The sequence below is a fragment of the Clostridium sp. YIM B02500 genome (assembly GCF_022324665.1).
GTDB classification, from domain to species: domain Bacteria; phylum Bacillota; class Clostridia; order Clostridiales; family Clostridiaceae; genus Clostridium; species Clostridium beijerinckii.
Window position 1 is genome coordinate 103,428 of the sequence record NZ_JAKGTE010000012.1, and the last position, 20,046, is coordinate 123,473.

At 29.0% G+C, this 20,046-nt stretch carries 19 protein-coding genes; 3 read left to right on the plus strand and 16 right to left on the minus strand.

Annotation, left to right across the window (positions count from 1 at the left end):
- Positions 1 to 43: 43 nt before the first annotated feature.
- Positions 44 to 1,828 carry an oligoendopeptidase F gene (gene pepF, locus L1S46_RS12195; RefSeq protein WP_238900112.1) on the minus strand — a complete coding sequence of 595 codons (1,785 nt, stop codon included), beginning with the start codon at positions 1,826 to 1,828 and terminating at the stop codon, positions 44 to 46.
- A gap of 129 nt (positions 1,829 to 1,957) precedes the next feature.
- Positions 1,958 to 2,359, minus strand: coding sequence for a DUF6762 family protein (locus L1S46_RS12200; RefSeq protein ID WP_238900113.1), 402 nt, complete (start codon positions 2,357 to 2,359; stop codon positions 1,958 to 1,960).
- Positions 2,360 to 2,770: 411 nt separating this feature from the next.
- Between L1S46_RS12200 and L1S46_RS12205 the strand changes: the two genes are divergently transcribed.
- On the plus strand, positions 2,771 to 3,184 hold the full coding sequence (locus L1S46_RS12205) for a hypothetical protein (protein ID WP_012060486.1): 414 nt from the start codon (positions 2,771 to 2,773) through the stop codon (positions 3,182 to 3,184).
- Positions 3,185 to 3,780: 596 nt separating this feature from the next.
- Here the strand turns inward: L1S46_RS12205 and dltC are convergent.
- From dltC to dltD, 5 genes are read right to left on the minus strand one after another with little or no spacing between them, the layout of a single operon-like run.
- The gene (gene dltC / locus L1S46_RS12210; RefSeq protein WP_017212529.1) at positions 3,781 to 4,008 is read right to left on the minus strand and encodes a D-alanine--poly(phosphoribitol) ligase subunit DltC; all 228 of its coding nucleotides are present in this window, start codon (positions 4,006 to 4,008) and stop codon (positions 3,781 to 3,783) included.
- A gap of 56 nt (positions 4,009 to 4,064) precedes the next feature.
- Positions 4,065 to 5,219, minus strand: a complete 1,155-nt coding sequence (gene dltB, locus L1S46_RS12215; RefSeq protein ID WP_238900114.1) for a D-alanyl-lipoteichoic acid biosynthesis protein DltB — start codon at positions 5,217 to 5,219, stop codon at positions 4,065 to 4,067.
- Complete coding sequence (gene dltA, locus L1S46_RS12220; protein ID WP_238900115.1) at positions 5,219 to 6,733, minus strand: D-alanine--poly(phosphoribitol) ligase subunit DltA; 1,515 nt, start codon at positions 6,731 to 6,733, stop codon at positions 5,219 to 5,221. The genes dltB and dltA overlap by 1 nt, the downstream gene beginning before the upstream one ends.
- A gap of 14 nt (positions 6,734 to 6,747) precedes the next feature.
- Positions 6,748 to 6,888: a hypothetical protein gene (locus L1S46_RS12225; RefSeq protein ID WP_017212532.1), complete on the minus strand. Its 141-nt coding sequence runs from the start codon at positions 6,886 to 6,888 to the stop codon at positions 6,748 to 6,750.
- Entirely contained in the window at positions 6,854 to 8,038 is a 1,185-nt protein-coding gene (gene dltD / locus L1S46_RS12230) for a D-alanyl-lipoteichoic acid biosynthesis protein DltD (protein ID WP_017212533.1), read from the minus strand. Before dltD ends, L1S46_RS12225 begins: the two co-directional genes overlap by 35 nt.
- 281 nt (positions 8,039 to 8,319) lie before the next feature.
- Here dltD and L1S46_RS12235 point away from each other — a divergent pair, with 281 nt between their 5' ends.
- A complete protein-coding gene (locus L1S46_RS12235) occupies positions 8,320 to 8,991 on the plus strand; it encodes a metal ABC transporter ATP-binding protein (protein WP_012060491.1) in 672 nt (223 codons plus the stop codon).
- A gap of 33 nt (positions 8,992 to 9,024) precedes the next feature.
- Entirely contained in the window at positions 9,025 to 9,825 is an 801-nt protein-coding gene (locus tag L1S46_RS12240) for a metal ABC transporter permease (RefSeq protein ID WP_012060492.1), read from the plus strand.
- A 16-nt stretch (positions 9,826 to 9,841) separates the two neighbouring features.
- Here L1S46_RS12240 and L1S46_RS12245 read toward each other — a convergent pair whose 3' ends face one another.
- The 9 genes from L1S46_RS12245 to L1S46_RS12285 form a co-directional block, all read right to left on the minus strand.
- Positions 9,842 to 10,966, minus strand: a complete 1,125-nt coding sequence (locus L1S46_RS12245) for a 2-aminoethylphosphonate aminotransferase (RefSeq protein WP_238900116.1) — start codon at positions 10,964 to 10,966, stop codon at positions 9,842 to 9,844.
- 55 nt (positions 10,967 to 11,021) lie between these two features.
- Positions 11,022 to 12,155: a phosphonopyruvate decarboxylase gene (aepY, locus tag L1S46_RS12250; protein ID WP_012060494.1), complete on the minus strand. Its 1,134-nt coding sequence runs from the start codon at positions 12,153 to 12,155 to the stop codon at positions 11,022 to 11,024.
- Between the two features lie 131 nt (positions 12,156 to 12,286).
- On the minus strand, positions 12,287 to 13,585 hold the full coding sequence (aepX, locus tag L1S46_RS12255; protein WP_238900117.1) for a phosphoenolpyruvate mutase: 1,299 nt from the start codon (positions 13,583 to 13,585) through the stop codon (positions 12,287 to 12,289).
- 107 nt (positions 13,586 to 13,692) lie between these two features.
- A complete protein-coding gene (locus tag L1S46_RS12260; protein WP_077830755.1) occupies positions 13,693 to 14,484 on the minus strand; it encodes a phosphocholine cytidylyltransferase family protein in 792 nt (263 codons plus the stop codon).
- A gap of 320 nt (positions 14,485 to 14,804) precedes the next feature.
- Positions 14,805 to 15,803, minus strand: a complete 999-nt coding sequence (locus tag L1S46_RS12265) for a hypothetical protein (RefSeq protein WP_238900118.1) — start codon at positions 15,801 to 15,803, stop codon at positions 14,805 to 14,807.
- A gap of 306 nt (positions 15,804 to 16,109) precedes the next feature.
- Positions 16,110 to 16,769 (minus strand): ABC-2 transporter permease, encoded by a 660-nt coding sequence (locus L1S46_RS12270; RefSeq protein WP_238900119.1) that lies wholly within the window; start codon positions 16,767 to 16,769, stop codon positions 16,110 to 16,112.
- A gap of 158 nt (positions 16,770 to 16,927) precedes the next feature.
- Positions 16,928 to 17,782 (minus strand): ABC transporter ATP-binding protein, encoded by an 855-nt coding sequence (locus L1S46_RS12275; protein WP_012060499.1) that lies wholly within the window; start codon positions 17,780 to 17,782, stop codon positions 16,928 to 16,930.
- A 177-nt stretch (positions 17,783 to 17,959) separates the two neighbouring features.
- Positions 17,960 to 18,340: a GntR family transcriptional regulator gene (locus tag L1S46_RS12280; RefSeq protein ID WP_077830604.1), complete on the minus strand. Its 381-nt coding sequence runs from the start codon at positions 18,338 to 18,340 to the stop codon at positions 17,960 to 17,962.
- 159 nt (positions 18,341 to 18,499) lie between these two features.
- On the minus strand, positions 18,500 to 19,903 hold the full coding sequence (locus L1S46_RS12285) for a cation:dicarboxylase symporter family transporter (protein WP_238900120.1): 1,404 nt from the start codon (positions 19,901 to 19,903) through the stop codon (positions 18,500 to 18,502).
- Between the last annotated feature and the right edge of the window lie 143 nt (positions 19,904 to 20,046).

Below are 20,046 nucleotides of genomic sequence, written 5' to 3' on the forward strand. Positions count from 1 at the left end.
CTTATTGAAATACATCTTGGATTTCTGAATTACCTTGCAAACCCTAATTATCTATCATATCTAAAAGCTCATTAAATCTCTTTATTGTAGCTTCTATTGGCGTATCTGTTGTCATATCTACTCCTGCATTTCTTAAAATATTTATTGGATAATCGCTTCCACCAGATTTTAAGAAACCTTTATATTTTTCTACTGCATTTTCTTTACCATCTAAGATAGCCTTAGAAAAAGCTGATGCTGCTGCGTAACCTGTAGCGTATTGATAAACATAAAAATCTGAATAAAAATGAGGAATTCTTGACCATTCCACATCTACTTCTTTGTCTATAACAATTTCATTTCCAAAGTACTTAACATTTAGATCATGCCAAGCTTTATTGTAATCTTCCGCTGTTAATGGTATTCCTTTTTCTAGAGTCTCATGTGTATATAACTCAAATTCTGCAAACATCAGTTGTCTAAATACAGTTGTTCTTATTTGTTCTAATTCTTGATTTATTAAATATAATTTTTTCTTTTCATCCTTTTCATTTTCAATTAGATAGTGAATAAGTAATGATTCATTTGTTGTGGATGCAACTTCTGCGCAGAATAATGTGTAATTTGCATAGTAATATGGCTGCTCTTTTCTTGAATAATATGAATGAATTGAATGCCCCATTTCATGTGCTAAAGTTGAAACATCTCCTAGCTCATTATTATAATTTAACAAAACATAAGGCATAGTATCATATCCACCCCAAGAATATGCTCCTCCTCTTTTTCCTTTGTTTTCATATATATCTATCCAACCATCATTAACTCCACTTTTAAAGATATCTAAATATTCTGTTCCTAGAGGATTTAATGCTTTCAATACTATATTTACTCCATCATTAAACTCAATTCTTTCTTTTGGAATTTCAATGACTGGAACATATAAATCATACATATGAATTTCATCTAATCCTAATAGTTTCTTCTTAATTTTTACATATCTATGAAGTGAATCTAAATTATTATTTATTACTTTAATTGCATTTTTGTAAACTTCTAAAGGAATATTATTAGGTTTCAATGATGCTTCCAATGCATTATTATATTTTCTAACTCTGCTGCTAAAATTGAAAGTTTTTATTGATGCACTTAGGGACGTTGCTAGAGTATTTTTCAACTTATCATATTCCCCAAATAATCTTTCAAATGCTGCTTTTCTTACCTCTCTATTTTTACCTCTTATGAATGAAGAATAGTTTCCTTCTGTTAATTCAACTTCATTACCATCTTCATCTTCTATTTTTCCAAATGTCATATCTGCATTAGTTAATATATTGTGTATTGCTGAAGGGGCATCCAAACAATCTGATGCCGCTGCTAACAATTCTTCCATCTCTTTAGATAATATGTGTGGCTTTTCTTTTAATATATCTTCGATTAAGAATTCAAATTGTTTTAATTCATCTAATCTGTTTATTTCGCTTTTAATAAAGCTATCATCTAAACTTAAAATTTCCGGTACAAAGAATGCTGTGTAACTTGCAAGCTCTGCCATATATATATCAACTTTACTCATTAAACTTTGATAAGTGGTATTTGAAGTATCTTCATCACACTTTAAATGAGCATAAATAAATAAGTTTTCTGCCTTCCTAGATACTTTTTCATTGAATTTCAAATAATCTAGTATTGCTTCTCCATTCACAAGTTTTCCTGAAAAATCTTTTAATTTAACCGCTTCATTTTTTACATCTTCAAAGTCCTTTTCCCAATCCTCTATGCTTTTATAAATCTTATCAACCTTCCATTTAAACTTATCTTCTATTTCTTCTCTTTTCTTTAAATCACTCATATAAATACACCTTTCTTTACAAAAATTTTAGTAAAATTCTAAACCTTATTTATCTCAAGAATATTACCATATATATTCTTAAGAATATGCTTATGAAATGCACACAAATGACTATAAAATATCTTTTATCTACTCAGTATATTCAGATTCTTTTCCTTTAATAGCTTCACATACTGCATTCATCTCATTGTCTATTATAGATACCACTTCTTGTATCTTCCCTTTCATTACATCATAGTCATCTACATAATTAAATTTTATTATATATGTAGGATTGTATTCTTCTAAATCCTCTTCAATTTCAAATCCTTTTTCAGAAAATGCTTCGTTATTAAATAAATCATATATTGCTGAGTATTCCCATTCTTCAACATTTTTATTTGTATCGAAATACATATATACAATATCGTCCAACACATAAAGTTTTTTTACAAACAATGCTCCTTCATTTACTTCAAAACTTCCTAGTTCTTTCTTTATAAATCCTGTTTCTTTATCTTTTTCTATTAATACTAAACTTGAAAAATCCATAGTTCCACCATCCTGTTATTTTTATAATAATTATTTTTATATTAGTAAATCAAAACATATATAAGTTTTATGAAATCTCCTACATTACTATTTTTAGCCATAGTTCAATAAAGTATAGACTTAATTTAAAACATATATAGTTAATTTCTCATATAAAATTATATCAAAAAAGACATTTTATAACCATAAAAATAAAACCTGGTAAACTTTTTTCCAAATATAAGACTATATTCAGAATCCACTCAGATAATAATATTTTTTCCTTAACTTTGTCATACGCTTTTGTTTTTATTATATGGAATTATATGGTAATATTTTCTTATGTTCACTCATATACTGTGAATTTAATCTTATTTATTAATTTCTTCAAACTATACTTTAGGTACATCAAAAATAAAGGAGGTATACAGTATGCTGAATAGCGCACAGATTCAAGAAGAGTACTTTGTTTATAAAAAAAGAAGAAGACGAAGACTCCAGAAAAATATTACTCTAAAAAATAAAAGAAGACTCATGTTATCTTTAACTATTTCTTTCGGAATAATAATTATAGCTTCATTCTTTATGACTCGTGATATTTATATATCAAACAATTCCAAGGACCTCGGATTTTCTGTAGAACATAACTTTACTTCTGGCTTCTCATCAGAAAACAAACTCCTTAGAGTTCAAAAAATGTCACTGCTATATAATGATGGTGAAACTGCTGTTGTTGAAGCATCTGGGCTTTCTAAGGCTGCTCCCCATAAAACCATTTCAATTAAAGGAAGCTTTAAAAAGGATGATAAGAAAAGCTGGTGCTTAGAAAAAATATTTGACGAATAAATAAATTCATACTTATGCAATAAACTAGCCGAAATAAGGGTTAATCTTTTGTTTTGGTATGCTAGAGAATAGGACTGTGGATTTCTAACATTAGAAGTTGCACCCATTTCTGCATGCTCCTGTGGCAAGCACATGACAAGCAAAAAGTGGAACAATTTCTAATGAAGAAATCCTACAGCCTTATTCTCAATGCAACACTGCACAAAAGATTAACCCTTTTTCTAGTATCTAGAATTTCATATCATAAGTCTGATTCTTTTTTATATATAGATAACCCAATTATAAGTTAGATTTATACTATGAAATATACCCCAACTAGAAATAAGAATTATGCTTTTGTGAAATGTTTCATTAGGAATTTGATGACTCTGATTCCTAGATTATAAGTTGTTTCAAGTATGCTAGTTCAAAGCTTGCCTTTGATGCTAGCATCTTGGGTGCAACTTGTAATCTTGGGATCATCCATCATAATTCCTTAGAAACTGGAACAACAGCATAATCCTTATTTCGGCGAGCTATATGAATAAGTTCGGGTCTTAGTTGGTTTATCTATAGAACTATACAGCGAGAATTCTCATTACAGAAAACTATAGATTTTATCTAGTTTCTAAGAACGCAGCCAACTTATTAACAGTTGACATATCTTCTCTTTCTAAATCTGTAGGTTGTAATTTGATTCCTAGCTTCTCTTCTATTTGAATTAAAACTTCAATTATTGCTAGAGAATCTAGTAATCCAGCCTCAAAAAGATCTAAATCAAAATCTTCTGCTATTTCATCATTTCCTGTAACTTCAGTAAATATTTCTAAAACTTTGTCTTTCATAATAATATACTCCTTCTTATAGTACTAATTTTTTTAATTTCTTAGCTTGATTATTTCTATTTAAATAAATATCCTGAAAATATCAGCATACCAAAACATACTATGTGAAATGTTATTAAAACCTGAGCATAATTAAACCATTTCTCTTTTTTATGTTTCTTATAAAAACTTGATTTCCTCTGATAAATATCAGTTAAGACTAATGCAATTCCTTGATATAATCCATAAATTATATAGTATACAGTTAGTCCATGCCATAATCCCATTATAAACATAGTGATAATTTGAGCCACGTGGGAAGCGATAAACCTATTCTTAAACCTCTTTTTTCTCATAGAATTTAGCACAAATCTTGAGAAAATATAATCTCCAAACCATCGTGATAAAGATATATGCCATCGTGTCCAAAATTCTTTCATATCCTTACTTAAGAAAGGTTTATTAAAGTTATCTGGTGTTTTAATTCCAAAGATATAACTTGATCCAACCGCAAATAAGCTGTATCCTGCAAAATCAAAGAATAAATACATCGTGTAAGCATACATATAATTTACACTATTTAATATTGTAATACCTGAAGGTATTTTTAACAACCAATATGTATCAATTAAATATGCTAGTATAAATTTATAAGCAATTGCAATAAATATCTTTTTCAGACCTGGAATTAAATATTCTTCTAAATATATATTCTTTTCTACTTTTCTATTTAAATCATCCTCAAATCTTTTCCACCTGTCTATAGGTCCAGAACTTAAGGTCGGAAAAAATGTTATAAAATGAATAAATGTCATAAAATTTATTTGAGTTATTCTACCATCATAAATTTCTATTACTACTTGTATTGCCTTAAAGTTTAGATATGATAAACCAATAAAACCAATGTATGAAGCATAATGTGTAACCCCTGCTACTTTAGTTAATATAAGCGGAATTATTGATGCAAATAAGAATAACCAATATAAATATTTGTTATCTGTTTTCTTTCTAACAAACAAATATAAGTATATAACAAAAATTTCGCCAACTAAAAACATTGAAAATAAAGCTAATCCTAAACTTTTTCCCATGATCAAATATATCATTACAGCCGAAGCAATTATTCCATAATATTTTGATTTAATCCCATTTAGCCCTAAAACTATGGCAGGAATAAATGTTAGTAGCAAGATATATAAGTAAAAGTAATCTCCGTATTGTGTCAACTTCATTATACTTCCTCCAATAGTTTTTTCCTATCAATCTTTCCATTTACATTAGTCGGAAATTGCTTAACAATTTTTATATTTCTTGGTACCATGTATGAAGGAATCAAATTTGCCAACTCTTTCTTTATCATTATTCCATTTTTTAATCCACTTAAGCCATTATCTTCTTTTAACTCAATAAACGCAGTTAAATATGCAATTTTTCCATCTTTCTCTATTGGAACAACAGCTGCATTTTTTATATTACTAACTTTAACTAAGTTATTTTCTATATCTTCTATTTCTATTCTAAAACCATTAAGCTTTATTTGGAAATCCTTTCTTCCACAATAATATAAATTTCCATTTACATAATAGCCTAAATCTCCTGTTCTATATGCTCTACATTTAGATCCATTATAATCATCATATAAGAACGCTTTTGCAGTAACTTGTTCATTATTAAAGTATCCTTTGCTTACACTAGGACCTACAATTACTATTTCTCCTTTTTCTCCATCACCTAACACGTTGCCTTCATCATCAACAATCTTTACAACTGATGTTTTCATTGGATATCCAATAGGCAAGCTTCCTTCTTCCAACAATAATTCTTTGCTCATATCATTAGCTGAAACTGCTACAGTTGCCTCTGTTGGACCATATCCATTTACCACTCTTGTTCCTGGGAATCTATTTATAAGTTCCTCGCATAATGGTTTTGGTAATACCTCCCCTACAAAGATCATTGCTTTTAAATTCTGAAGCATTGTAGAATTAAAATCTTTTTCTGCAACACACATTCCTGCGAATGAAGGAGTTGATACCCATATATTAATATCAGATTTTCTCATATCATCAAACATATTCTTTAAGTTTGAAAGTGTTTCTTTTGAAAAACCATGTAATGTTTTCCCATAACATAATCCTGGGTAAATTGATGTTACAGATAAATCAAAAGAGTATGCAGCCTGATTCATGAATACTTCTTCTTTTTCATCTAAATTTAAATATTCTGCAATCCACTCAACAAAATTATCTAAATTGTTACTGCTTATTTGAACACCTTTTGGCTTCCCAGTGCTTCCAGAAGTGAATAATATGTATGCATTTTCATCTTCTTTTACCCAATTTTCTTTTTCTACTTTAACATCTTTATATTCTTTTACTATTTCTTCAATATCTTTATCTTTTAAGATCCTTATACTTTCAAAATTGCTTTCTTTGCTAAAATCAATAAGAACCTTTGGATGAACCTCACTGATAATTGCCTCCACTCTCTCTTTTGGATAGCTAATATCTATTGGTATATAAGCTCTTCCTGACTTTAAAGCAGCCATCATAACTGCCATCATTAAATTTTCCTTATTACCATATATAATAATAGGCGTTCTATCATCTTTAAATTCCCTTAATAAAAAAGCTGCTATGCATTCTGATATTGTATCTAATTCTGCATATGTCATAATATTTCCATCGCATTTTAATGCGATTCTATTACTATTTGAGTATTTTTTTATGCCTTCTAAAATCTTCATTATTTATATCTCCCTTAAAATTGATTATATACAAATGGTATTTCAGCAAATGGTTCAAATGTTAATACTAGAATTGCTAAAATAACTACAATTGAACTTACTAATGCAAATCCTAAAGCTCTATTTTTCTTTATTTCGTTTATAAAGTTGCTCATCAATTTCAAGCCATCCTTTCCATCCTAGATGCATTACATCACACATAAAATAAGGCGTATATTCTTGATCTTTTAAGTTCAAAACTTCAAATCCTCTTTCTTTAGCCATTTCTTCCACTTTATCGAAAAACTCATCTCTACTTTGCTTAGTCATTCCAGTGTAATCATACCATCTTCCATTAGTTGGTGCTAAAATTATATATGGCTTTATACCAAGATCAACACAAGTGTCTAAATATAATTCATAGTCATCAAATTCTTTTGAATTCATTAAATCAACATTTTTATTTATATCTTTTTGAGATTGTAAATTATTTTTTAAATTCTTGTCATAATATGTGTCATATACGTAGAACTCATTATTAGTTACTTGTTTCTTTGCTTCTTCCTCGGCCTTCTTATGCTCTTCATTCCAATCAACTGTTCTCAGCTGTTTTTCTGATTTTTCAGGTAGTTTCTTTAACCTTCTATATAATAGACCTTTGTCTTTAAGTTCAACAATATTTTCCCTTGCAACAAAATATGGCTTAAATATAACACTTGATACTTTAGATATTAAATTATCGTTTGTATAAAGTTTTGCATAAAGCTTTTCCGGTATATATTGTGAGCTTCCTGATAGCAGCTTATCCACTCTAGCTGCATATGTTTTTTTATGTTCTTCACTTATTTCTTTATTTGATAAAAATTTATAAAATTGCACTGGTGCAAAATTAGCTTGAAAGTCTGTCCCATCAACACCATGATCACTCATAAACCACTGAAGTGAAATTATAAATGCAACATTTGGTTTACTCTGGGTATTCTGGCTTCCTAAATTAGATATCTGAGTCAAGTCCTGGCAATATGCTCTACCATTAGTTACAATTGTATCCATTCCTTCTACAGGGAAAAAGGTTGTAGCTAATTGTGAAACTGGCGCCCCTAACTCTGATGACCCCTCTAATATTTGATAGTTATTATTTGTAACAAATTCATTATATACGAGTCCTCTATCTTTATAGCTGCTCCCATACTCTATATTTATTTCAGTTAAATCCTTGCTTTTTAACATAGCTCCTATTTCTTTATCCAAAAAAATATTAAGTAACATAACGGTTACTACAGCTGTAATAATAGGGAATAACATATATATAAGCTTTTTTTTCATTTGTCCCTCCTATTTCTTGTTTTTCTACTACGATTTCCATTTAATTCTATACTAATTTAAGACATATTTCAATGCAAAAGTCCCTTCTATCATAGTATATAAAATCATATGATTAGAATATATTTTCATAATCAAAGGCGGCTTTCTATGACAAATTTTTATAGTACTGTAGTATAAAATAGTTATTGTATTGGATATTAATCATAATATAAAAATATATTCTATTGCAAATTATTTGCATTTGAGTGTATAATATAATAATGCTTTAAGGAGTTGATTATTTGATTACTATAAAAAATCTATCATTTTCCTATACAAAAGGAACAGATTTATTAAAAAATATTAATCTTAATATACCTACTGGAATTTATCTATCTATACTTGGTGAAAACGGAAGTTGTAAGAGTACACTAGTAAAACTTATATTAGGTCTTCTAAAACCTGATAGCGGTTGTATAAGTTTAGATTCTAATAAAATTTCATACGTTTCGCAAAGACTTGATAATTTTAATGCAGAATTTCCAATAACAGTTAAGGAAGTTTTGTCTTGCCATGCCAAGACAGTGGGAATTAAGAATTCAAAGTCCATTCAAAGTTCTCTAAAAAATGTAAATATGAGTGAATTCAGCAATAAGTTGATAGGAAACCTTTCAGGTGGACAACAGCAAAGAATCTTTATTGCTAGAGCGTTAATAGGTGATCCCGATTTAATAATATTAGATGAGCCATCAACTGGAATAGATGAAAAGAGCCAAAATGAAATATATCCTCTACTCCAAAGTTTAAATAAGGATTTAGGAAAAACTATTATCTCTGTTGAACACAACACTAAGGTTGCATTAAAGTATTCAACACACATTTTAAAATTAGAAAATTGTTCTATGAAATTATATACAAATGAAGATTTTAAAAGATATTTAGAATCTGAGGATTCATTTTACAACATAATTTAAGTAGTTAAACTATATTTAGGAAGGTAATAATTTATGTTTCAATTAGGTTTTATGCAAAATGCATTTATTGCTGGCTTTATTGTTTCTATGCTGTGTCCTTTTATAGGACTTTTTATTGTTCTTAGACGTTATTCAATGATTGGTGATACATTATCTCATTCATCTTTTGCTGGCGTAGCAATTGGTCTTGTTTTAGGGATTGACCCACTTTTAACTGCATTTTCATTTACTAGCATTTGCGCTCTTGTAATAGAATTTCTAAGAACGTATTATAAAAAATATGCAGAACTTGTTATGTCAATTGTTTTGACATTGAGTTTAGGAATAGCTATTATTTTAATAAGTAGTGGTAAAGCTTCAGCTAAAGTAGATTCATTTTTATTTGGAAGTATTTTAACTGTAACAGATTCTGATATCTGCTTAATCGCCATTGTTGGAGGAATATGCCTTATATGTCTTCTTTTTCTATACAACAAATTAATATATGTAACTTTTGATGAAAATGGAGCAAAAACATCTGGAATAAACGTTAAACTCGTTAATTATATTTTTACGCTGCTTGTTGGTGCAACAATTTCTCTTTCTATAAGAGTTATGGGTATCCTTGTTGTTTCATCAATCATAGTGGTTCCAGTTGCAACAGCTATGCAATTAAAAAAAGGGTTCACTACGACCCTAATTTTTGCTATTATTTTTGGTTTTGTGGATGTTATGATAGGACTTATATCTTCTTATTATATAAATAGTGCACCTGGTGGTACTATTGCCTTAATATCGGTTATAGTTCTTCTATTAACACTAATATTTAAAAGATTTTTTAGTTATGAAGATTAGGCTAATACAGGTATTATTATATAATACCTGTAAAATATTCTTCTAATATTTTTACAAATCTCCTCATATCATCTTGATATATATCACCTATATTAGCTATTCTAAATGTGTTTTCTGAAGATATCTTTCCTGGATATATAGTAAATCCCCTGCTATATAAGTAATCATGTAATCTATCGAATTTATAATTTTTTATCTGTGGCTCAATTACTGAAGTCAAAAGCATTGATGATATGTTTTTATCTATTAGTCTATTTAAATTGAGTTTATCTAATCCATCCCATAAAATTTTACAACAGTCTTTATATCTCTTATATCTCTTCTCTATTGTCTCACCCTTAGCCTCTATTATTGCCTGCTTTAATGCATAAAGTATTTGAACTGGCGGCGTAAATCTCATTTGATAATTATCTTTAAAATATGAATATTGTTTGTATATATTAAGGTAGAGGTTTCTAGGTTTTATATTTTGAGTATTATTCAAAGCCTTCTGATCTGCTACTACAAAGCTTATTCCTGCCATACCTTGTATGCATTTATTTGAACTCGATGCTAAATATTTTATATTCATCTTATCCATACCTATAGGAATCCCTGCAAATGAACTCATAGCATCTACTATCATCTCAATACTATATTTCTTACAAATTTCACCTAATAATTCTATGTCATTTAATATCCCTGTTGTAGTCTCATGATGAACTACCGCTAAATGGCTTATAGCTCCACAATTATTTATTTTGCTTTCTTCATTATTCTTTTTAATTACTTCTTCCAACTCTTTTAAGTTTATTGTTTCTATTTGAGAGCTTTTAAATTCTATATAATTCAAATTATATATTTCTGCAATTTCACACATTCTCTTGCCATAAGCCCCATTATTAATTATCAATATTGTTTTATTATCAACTACCGAACTTAAAATCGCCTCAACTGCTGCAGTTCCCGATCCTCCAAATAATATAGTTGTATACTTTTCATTTGAACCTACAAATTCAGTAAGTTCTCTTGATATAAACTCCATAATGCTCCCAAATTCTTTTTCTCTAGGGCAAATATCTGGTACAACCTGAGCGAATTTTACTGTATCCGATGTGGTAGCTGGTCCTGGATTTAATAATATATTTCTTCTGATTTCCAAATTAATTTCCTCCCTGTATAGTTTTATCAAAAAAAACAACAACTCACCATGTATATTAATTCTCTAAAAATTTCATAAACATTTCCTTATTTTCAATTGGTGTTGTTGTAGGTCTCCCCAAATTTTTTCTTGAACCTTTTTTTACTTTTATCTCTAAAAATATAGGCCCTTTCTCATTGCTTATTTTTTCCGATAACCTAACTAATTCATCTCTTGAACTACACGAATAGAATTTTTTATATCCACAAGCTTTAGCAATTGCTAAAGTATCTATTTTAAATCCTACAGTTTCTTGACCTCCTACTGAATCATGAGCTCCATTATTTATCAAAATATGCTTAAGATTATCTGCATTTTGATTTCCTATTATAGCTAAACCACCAAGATGCATTATTAAAGCACCATCCCCATCAATACAATAGACATCTCTGTCTTTTCTGCTTAATGCAATCCCCAATGCTATTTGAGATGCATGTCCCATAGATCCTACTGTTAAAAAATCCTTACTATGATCTCCATTATATCTTTCCCTCAATTCAAAAAGCTCACGAGAAGCCATTCCTGTTGTTGATACTACAACCGATTTTTCTTTCGCATTAGATATTAATATTTCTATAGCATCTTCCCTAGTCATTTCTAAATCCAAAGTTTTATCATACTTTATTTGATATTCATCAAAAGTATCTTTTTTCACTACCAATGCATAGGGCTCGTTATTTTCCTTCATATAATTATTTGCTTTCCTTATCTTTTTCCTCATTTCATCATTGCTTGTGTTATTTTCTAAAATATCATATTTAATGCTTAGAATATCCAATATTTCGATTGTAACAAGTCCTTGTTTCTTATGTTGAGGTTCATCTTTCTTATTTGGCTCACCTCTCCATCCAACTATTAAAAGCACTGGTATACTATAGACCAATTTATCTGTAAGGGATACAAGTGGATTTAATGCATTTCCAAGACCTGAGTTTTGCATGTATACTAGGCCAATTTTCTTTGTTGCTAAGTGATATCCTGCTGCTATTCCTATTGCATTCCCCTCATTAGCTGAAATTATGTTCTTTTCGCTACTTACATTTTCCTTAATGTATGCACAAAAAGACTTTAGTAAAGAATCTGGAACACCCGTAAAGAAATCTATATTGTTATTTAATAGCTCATTATAAAACTCTTTTACTTCAATCATTCTTTTTAACTCCTTTAATATTACGCTTATGAAAACTATATTTTCAGCATACTCAAAATACAATATTTTAATAGTCAAAAAATGGAACAAGTACTCAAATATATATAATTTCAGTTGTTTACTTAATTTCTTTACATTCCTCCTGGAATCAAAGTAAGTATTTCTTTTATAGGCATACAGTTGATTGAAGCCTCTTTTGACCTTCCATTCTCTAAAATGCTTTTTGCTGTATTTACCATTGCTGGATATGCACTTCTTATCAGATGATTTGCATAAATAATAACGTTAACTCCTAATTCCATTAACTCTTCCTCTTTCATAAAATTATATGAAGTTGGGACTACTACTAAAGGTACTCTATTTTCAAACTCATTATATCTTCTACAGAATTCAATTATTTCTCTTCCATCTTTCTCTTTACTATGAATCATGATACCATCTGTTCCCGCTTCAATATAAGCTTTAGCCCTTTTTATAGCATCATCCATTCCAGCGCCTGCAATTAAACTTTCAATCCTTGAAATTATCATAAAATCACTAGTCACTCTCGCCTCTCTCCCAGCTCTTATTTTGTCACAAAAATGTTCCATTGTATCTTGAGTTTGCTTCACTTCTGTTCCAAATAATGAATTTTTTTTAAGACCAGTTTTATCTTCAATAATAATAGCTGAAACTCCTAACCTCTCTAAAGTCTTAACTGTATAAACGAAATGTTCAATTTGTCCTCCTGTATCTCCATCAACTATTATAGGTTTCGTTGTTACCTCTAAGATATCATTAATTGTATTTAATCTTGATGTTAAATCTACCAATTCTATATCAGGTTTTCCCTTAGCTGTTGAATCACATAATGAACTAATCCACATTCCATCAAACTCTTTTATTTTCCCATCCCTTTGAACTTTAGTCTTTTCAACAATGAGTCCTGTTAAGCCATTATGAGCCTCAAGTATTCTTAGGGGTTTCTTTGAATAAATTAATTCCTTTAGGCCTTTCATTCTCATTTGAGGCGTTATACCTATTTTAGCTAATTCTTCATCTAATTTTGAAATGGAAACCCCTTTAGTGTATGGAACTTCTATAAGTTCTCCTTTCCATTGTTTTAACACCTCTATAACTTTTTCTCTTAATTCTTTTTGCGAGCCTTCCTTCCAATCATCCCCGTGAAGAACATAGTTAGGTCTAATTTTAAGAAGGTTTTGAACTTGATCTAAGCTTTCTTGAGGAACTACAGATATAACTCCTTTAATATTACTAATCACTTCTTTTCTCTCATCATACTTCATTATTGGATTTCTCCAGTAACCTCTTATAACCTCATCTGTATGCAATCCCACTATTATATCTCCAAATTTTCTTGCTTCATTTAGTACATTTAAATGTCCTTGATGAATTATATCAGCACTCATAGCAACATAAACTGTTTTCATATTCTTTCACACTCTCCTATTTTCTACATTTTTATGTGCATATTTCTAGACGTTAAAACTTAACTATAAAAAATCTATTAACCTAGCGCATATCCAAACTTTTTCCTCTATACTGCTCTCTCTTCTGAAATTTTTTCTAGCTTTGGTATGATTGATTTCTTTATTCTTTCAAGATGATTTTTATCATCTATTTCTCCCCATACTAAATTTTCAATCTTTAGATATCCTACTTTTCTTTTTTTAGCAGAATCAAATATTGCATCCTCATAATCGTATTTCTTTGTCACCTCGCACTTATCTTCAAAAATACTATCATAATCATATATTTTTCTATTAAATTCTTTATATTGCTTCAACATTTCCTTATACAACTCTAATGATATTTTAGAAATCCCAACCAATTCCCCATATACATGTCCTATATCTTCTCTTCTTTTAGATATTTTATATAAGTTATTATCTCTAACTTCTACAAAGCATTCATCTCCAGAATCTGTTTTTCCACTTAGTAAAATACAATCATTTTCTTCAAAATTTATAGTCTTTATTAGTGCATAAACCTCATATATTAAATCACTTTCAAGTAGCAAAAAGTCTTCTTTTAATTCATTTTCAAGAATTGATAGTGAAGTCATGCTGCCAGTAGCTTTATATTTTCTATTTTTTCTTGTTTCTATATAATTTTTATCTTTTGCTAGTTCATCATAAAATTCATGCAAATGTCCTGTTACTATATAAATCTTATCTATGCCTAGACTTCTTAATTTTTCAATAGATCTTTCTATCAAGCTTTTCCCATTTACCTTTATAAATCCTTTTGGTAACATATCCTTTGTTATATCCTGCAATCTTGATCCCATTCCAGCTGCTAAAATTACTGCTGTTTTTACTTTTCCCATTTTCCCCCTCCATTAAGTTCATATTTTGAACAACATTATATTAACACCTTTCATTGTTCAAAACAATATGTTCATACAAAAATTTACTTTAATTCTAAAAATATATTTAAATCATATATATTGTAATTAAGTTGCTACATTTAAAACATGACCTTCTGAATCTGCCTTTTCCATAATTTATATCCACAATATCCATAGATTTCATTACAATATAAATTCCTAGAGAATAAAAAAAGCTATATCAAAACGAACCACTCCTTATCTACTTGATAAGAAGCGGTCCAATTCTGATACAGCTTTTATTTAATTATTTTAAAGTATTATTTTGATACTACATTTGTAGATGATGCTATAGTTGTGTTTGTTGCTGGAACCATTAATTTATTAAACTCTTCTTGAGAAACTTTTAATGTGCTAGTTGGGAAAGTTATCCCTTTGACATCACTCTTAGTATCTGTTGTTTTCATAGTTAATGCAATAGTTCCAAAATCTTTAATTTGTAAATTCATATTGAAATCTGAGCTATAATCATTATCTGTGAACACTTCTTTTGAATTAATAGTTGTTCCAGCTAATGATGCCTTAATTTCAGGTAATGATTTATCAAATTCTGGGCTGTTAGCAGCAGTTTTCATCTGTGTAATACTTTCAGCTGGCAATCCTAACTTAAATGTACTATTAAGATTATCTAAATTATTAGCTGTTGCTTTTAATGCTTTTGCAGCTAAATCTACAGTTTTATCTGCATCAAGATTTATTGTATATTCTCTTCCATTTTGAACGAAAGGTAAATCAAGATCAGCATTTCCTCCAAATATCATCTTTCCGAATTCAACCATTCCATCTGGTTGAGTCATTAGTGATTTTAATTTTGTTGCATCAACACCCGATGCTTGAGTATCAATTCCTATATACTCTTGAGTTATATTATTTAAACCTGTTGGAGCGCTTTGTCCAGTTAAAGAAGATATCCCTTGGTAAAAGCTCTTATTTATATAACTTGTAGTTCCATCTGAATATGCTTTAAGTTCTGGAATATTAAGTTTTCCTGCTGGATCAGTAAATGTCATATCAACATATGATTTATCTTTTGCTGTATATCCAGTAGCTGCAAATTTTATTTCTTGTTTTGTTTCAGTTCCATCTTTTCCTTTTACATTGATATTTAAGTCTCCATCAATACTTGATGTTGTTGCTTCCCACTTAGCCGTATTTGAAAGCTCCTGTGCATAATTAAGTGTTGCTTGGCTACATCCTGCCATTGTTCCAACAGTTAAAGCTGCTGTCATAATGAATGCCAAAGTTTTTTTCATTTTCATTTTTCTTTCCCCCTGTAAATACTCATATTTATCCGATAGCTAGCATCCGTAAAACTCCCACTTCTTCAAGCCGGAGATAACGGCTGCACGTTCCTGGATAAGTTCAACTAAGATTCAGATGAGGATCAAACCCCACCTGAATCAAGTTTCACTTGATGATAAAAATACAATGTATGTTAATAATTTACTTTTTATCATATTTCTATTATACATATTTTTCATTAATAAATGATAGAAAAAAATATTAAATTTACCTTAATTTATACTTAATATTTCTAAATATTTTTTAACAAATATCTTTACACACTATATTTCTTTTGTTTTACATATTTTACATGAAATTAGATATGAAATATATCCTATAAGTGCTGTGACTAACATGCTGATAATTATTAATATTAACTTATTATTTATAATAAAATCTAAAGAATTTTCTAATATAAAACCATCCTTATTTACCAAAAATGATGGTAACGCAAATATGAAGAATGCAGGTAAAAGATATACTAACAACGATACTGCTTTGCCCTTTTCCATTCCAAGCTTGTAATATATAGGATATTGAATGAAGCAAGTTATTAAGCTCATTAACCCACAAAAGAACATTGTTAAAATTTCAAAATTTTGAATTCTATTAATCTGATATAGATAGGTCACAATAGATGTATTAATGAGAAATATAAACAAAGTTATACCTATTAAATACAAAAATCTTCCAAGAACCATATCAGAAGTTTTAGCAGGAAACATATAATACATCTGAGTGCTTTTTTCATTACCTTGAGTACTAAACGGTATTGTTGCCAAAATTATTAAAAAGAAAAATAAGTATGATAATGCCATACTATATGTTTCTCCTGAAAACATAAATAAAGCACAAAATATCGCTGGTGCTAACACATAAAGCCTAATACTTTCTTTTATTAATCTTAAATCAAATTTTAAATAACTTATTGATCTACTCATATTTTAAAACCTCTTTCTCTTTATAAATTCTACATAGAATTAATACTAAAACATAATATATATGTCACAATTCACAATTCCAGTTAAAATTCTTGCAATATTTTTAGAATTATGATAGAGAATTATTTTTGCAACGTATATGCATAGAATATTTTATACTAATCCCTTTTTCCATTGATATAAAATATCACGATGTCATCCATCGATGGTTTTTCTACTAACAAATCTTTACTTATATGATCTCTATTCTTTGAGTCAATTAATCCTTCAAATCCAAAATTAGAAGACTTATATCCAATTAACTTCTCTTTTAATTCTTTTGTTAAATCATCAAGGCCACCTTTAACCAATAGATGACTTTCTAGTACATTTTCTGTTATATCATAAAACACCTTTTCTCCATTATTAATAAAGAATAGATAATCTGTTATCTTTTCAAGATCACTTGTTATATGGGTTGAAAATAGAACACTTTTTTCTCCATCCGCTATATATTCCTGTAATATCTCTAAAACTTCATTTCTAACTACTGGATCAAGGCCACTTGTTGGTTCATCTAATAGAAGAAGTTTTGTATTTCTTGATAAAATACTTGCAAAAGACAATTTAACTTTCATTCCCTTTGAAAATTCTTTTATTTTTTTCTTATAAGGAAGGTTCCATTTTTCAGCATATTCATTAAATTTGCTTTCATCAAATGAAGTATAAAAATCTTTTAGCGTACTAATTACATCTTTTAATGTAAAATTTATTGGAAAATAGCATTCATCTCCGATAAATCCTATCATGTCTTTATAAACTTCTTCTCCATCCTCATAACTCTTTCCAAATACTTTTATTACTCCACTATCCTTTTTTAATTGATTCATTATAAGCTTTATAGTCGTTGTTTTCCCAGCACCATTTTGTCCTACATATCCCAATATATAGCCTTTTGGCAATTCCAAATTTATATTTTTAAGTTCAAATCCATCAAATGTTTTATTTAAATTCTTTATTTCAAGTGCATTCATATTTCCCTACTCCTTAAAATCATATTTTTAATAATAACGTGCATTTTAATAATTTAACTTTCACATATTCTATCCGATATCTAGCCTCCGTAACACTCTCTTATAACGGCTGCACGCTCCTGGATAAGTTCAACTAAATTCAGCTTGAGTATAAAACTCTACCTTAAAAGTTTCACTTTATGTAATTTGCTCATCTGCCAATGTTTTTAGCATAACCACTAATTCATCATTGGATATATTTGCTAACTTACTATTTTCAATCGCAACCATAAGGGCTTCTTCTATTTTCTTTAAATATTGTTCCCTTACCATTTCGCTATCCTTAGGAAGTACATAACTTCCCTTTCCTCTAAGAGTTGCTATAAACCCTTCACTTTCAAGGTCTGAATAAGCTCTGGTTGTGGTAATAACACTTATCCCTAAGTCTTTCGCCAGCTGTCTTATTGATGGCAAAAACTCATTTTCTAAAATTTCGCCTGATAAGATTTGTTCTTTTATTTGAGCTTTAATTTGCTCATAAATAGGCAAATCAGATTTATTAGAAAGTAATATTTTCAAATTACTACTTCGCCTCCCTTGTGTTCATACTGTATATATACAATATATACAGTATGAACAGTTTTGTCAATAATTTTTTTAGTATACTTTCAATTCAAAAAGACCATTAGGTGATTTATATTCTCACCTAATGGTCTTTAATATCTTAATTCTATTTTTTTAATTTCCTTCTGCTATAACTTTATCCTGAACATTATTAAATACATCTTTATCCAATTCATTAAAGCTCTTAGCAACTGTTACTGCTGTAACCATTGTTCCATCAACATTAAGCGCTGTTCTCGCCATATCTAGTATCGGATCTATTGCAAGTATTCCTCCTGCAAGAGGGAAGAAACTTCCCATTCCCATTCCTGATATTACTACTGATACTGACATTATTGCTGTTCCTGGTAATCCAGCTATTCCAAAGGAACTTATAATTATAGTAATTACCAGCATAGCGTAGAAGCTAAAATCCATTGGAGTTCCAGACATATTTGCAATTGTAACAGCCATTAATGCTGGATATATAGCAGCACAGCCATTCATTCCCATATTAGCTCCAAGACTTCCTGCAAAGCTTGCAATTCCTTTTTCAACTCCAACTTTTTTATTCAAAGTCTCAATAGTGACTGGTAAAGTTCCAAGACTTGATCTAGATGTAAAAGCCAAAACTAACGGCTCAATTACATTTCTTAAATATTGAATAGGATTTAAGCCATTAAGTGAAATTATTACAAGATGAATTACAAATACAATAATAACACTTACATATAAAGCAACTATGAAATTAACCACATTTATTATTGCTGATATTCCATTTGATGCAACTGTATTTGAAAGTAGTGGTAATACAGCATATGGCATAAATCTGATAACTGTTCTAGCTACAGTAGTCATTATGTTATAGAATGCCTCTATAACATCTATTGCTGGTTTTATAATATCTTTGTTAGTCTTATTTAGTTTTCTTATAGCTATTCCAAGAAATGCTGCAAATATAACAACAGCCACTATGTTTGCATCTGCCATTGCTTTTATTGGATTTGCTGGTAAAAGTCCTCTCATAGTATCTACAAAAGATGTTATTTCTTTTAATTCAGCTTTACTTTGGATTGCTTCAACTCCAACGCCAAGTCTAAATAAATTTCCGATTATTATAGCAACTATTGAAGCAATAGCTGTAGTTCCTAATAAAACAAATATTGATCTAGAAGTAAGTTTTCCTAAACTTTGTTTTTCATCCATGTTTATTATAACTTTTAACATTGAAAGAAAAACTAATGGTACTACTAACATTTTTAATAGGTCCATGAATCCATTTCCTACTAACCCATACCATTTTGTAACCTCACCTATCCAAACAACATCTCCTGTATTACTTGGAAATCCTGCTATAAATTGTATTATAACTCCAAGTAATAATCCTCCCACAGTTGAAATAATCATACGTTTTGAAAAGTTTAATCCCGCCTTTTCTAACTTATAAAGTCCATAGAATAGCCCTATTAAAATTGCTATAAATATTATTGGTTTATAGCTTGTTATCATTATAAATTTTGAAAAAAATGTACTATCCATTGTTACCTCCTATAATTCCTATAATTCCTATATAATTAGTATACTTATAGTATCAATTATATGATCATATGTCAATAAAAGTTAATACTATTTTTAAATATATTCTTTCTGAAAACATATACTTCTTAATACTTTATAATAAT

Excerpts from the sequence above, each read along its gene's own strand:
- L1S46_RS12260 (WP_077830755.1), bottom strand. The coding sequence starts at position 14,484 with ATGGGAAAAGTAAAAACAGCAGTAATTTTAGCAGCTGGAATGGGATCA.
- dltA (WP_238900115.1), bottom strand. The coding sequence starts at position 6,733 with ATGAAGATTTTAGAAGGCATAAAAAAATACTCAAATAGTAATAGAATC.
- L1S46_RS12275 (WP_012060499.1), bottom strand. The coding sequence starts at position 17,782 with ATGAATGCACTTGAAATAAAGAATTTAAATAAAACATTTGATGGATTT.
- dltB (WP_238900114.1), bottom strand. The coding sequence starts at position 5,219 with ATGAAGTTGACACAATACGGAGATTACTTTTACTTATATATCTTGCTA.
- L1S46_RS12265 (WP_238900118.1), bottom strand. The coding sequence starts at position 15,803 with ATGAAAATGAAAAAAACTTTGGCATTCATTATGACAGCAGCTTTAACT.
- L1S46_RS12270 (WP_238900119.1), bottom strand. The coding sequence starts at position 16,769 with ATGAGTAGATCAATAAGTTATTTAAAATTTGATTTAAGATTAATAAAA.
- L1S46_RS12200 (WP_238900113.1), bottom strand. The coding sequence starts at position 2,359 with ATGGATTTTTCAAGTTTAGTATTAATAGAAAAAGATAAAGAAACAGGA.
- L1S46_RS12205 (WP_012060486.1), top strand. The coding sequence starts at position 2,771 with ATGCTGAATAGCGCACAGATTCAAGAAGAGTACTTTGTTTATAAAAAA.
- dltC (WP_017212529.1), bottom strand. The coding sequence starts at position 4,008 with ATGAAAGACAAAGTTTTAGAAATATTTACTGAAGTTACAGGAAATGAT.
- aepX (WP_238900117.1), bottom strand. The coding sequence starts at position 13,585 with ATGAAAACAGTTTATGTTGCTATGAGTGCTGATATAATTCATCAAGGA.
- L1S46_RS12225 (WP_017212532.1), bottom strand. The coding sequence starts at position 6,888 with ATGAGCAACTTTATAAACGAAATAAAGAAAAATAGAGCTTTAGGATTT.
- aepY (WP_012060494.1), bottom strand. The coding sequence starts at position 12,155 with ATGATTGAAGTAAAAGAGTTTTATAATGAGCTATTAAATAACAATATA.
- L1S46_RS12285 (WP_238900120.1), bottom strand. The coding sequence starts at position 19,903 with ATGGATAGTACATTTTTTTCAAAATTTATAATGATAACAAGCTATAAA.
- pepF (WP_238900112.1), bottom strand. The coding sequence starts at position 1,828 with ATGAGTGATTTAAAGAAAAGAGAAGAAATAGAAGATAAGTTTAAATGG.
- dltD (WP_017212533.1), bottom strand. The coding sequence starts at position 8,038 with ATGAAAAAAAAGCTTATATATATGTTATTCCCTATTATTACAGCTGTA.
- L1S46_RS12240 (WP_012060492.1), top strand. The coding sequence starts at position 9,025 with ATGTTTCAATTAGGTTTTATGCAAAATGCATTTATTGCTGGCTTTATT.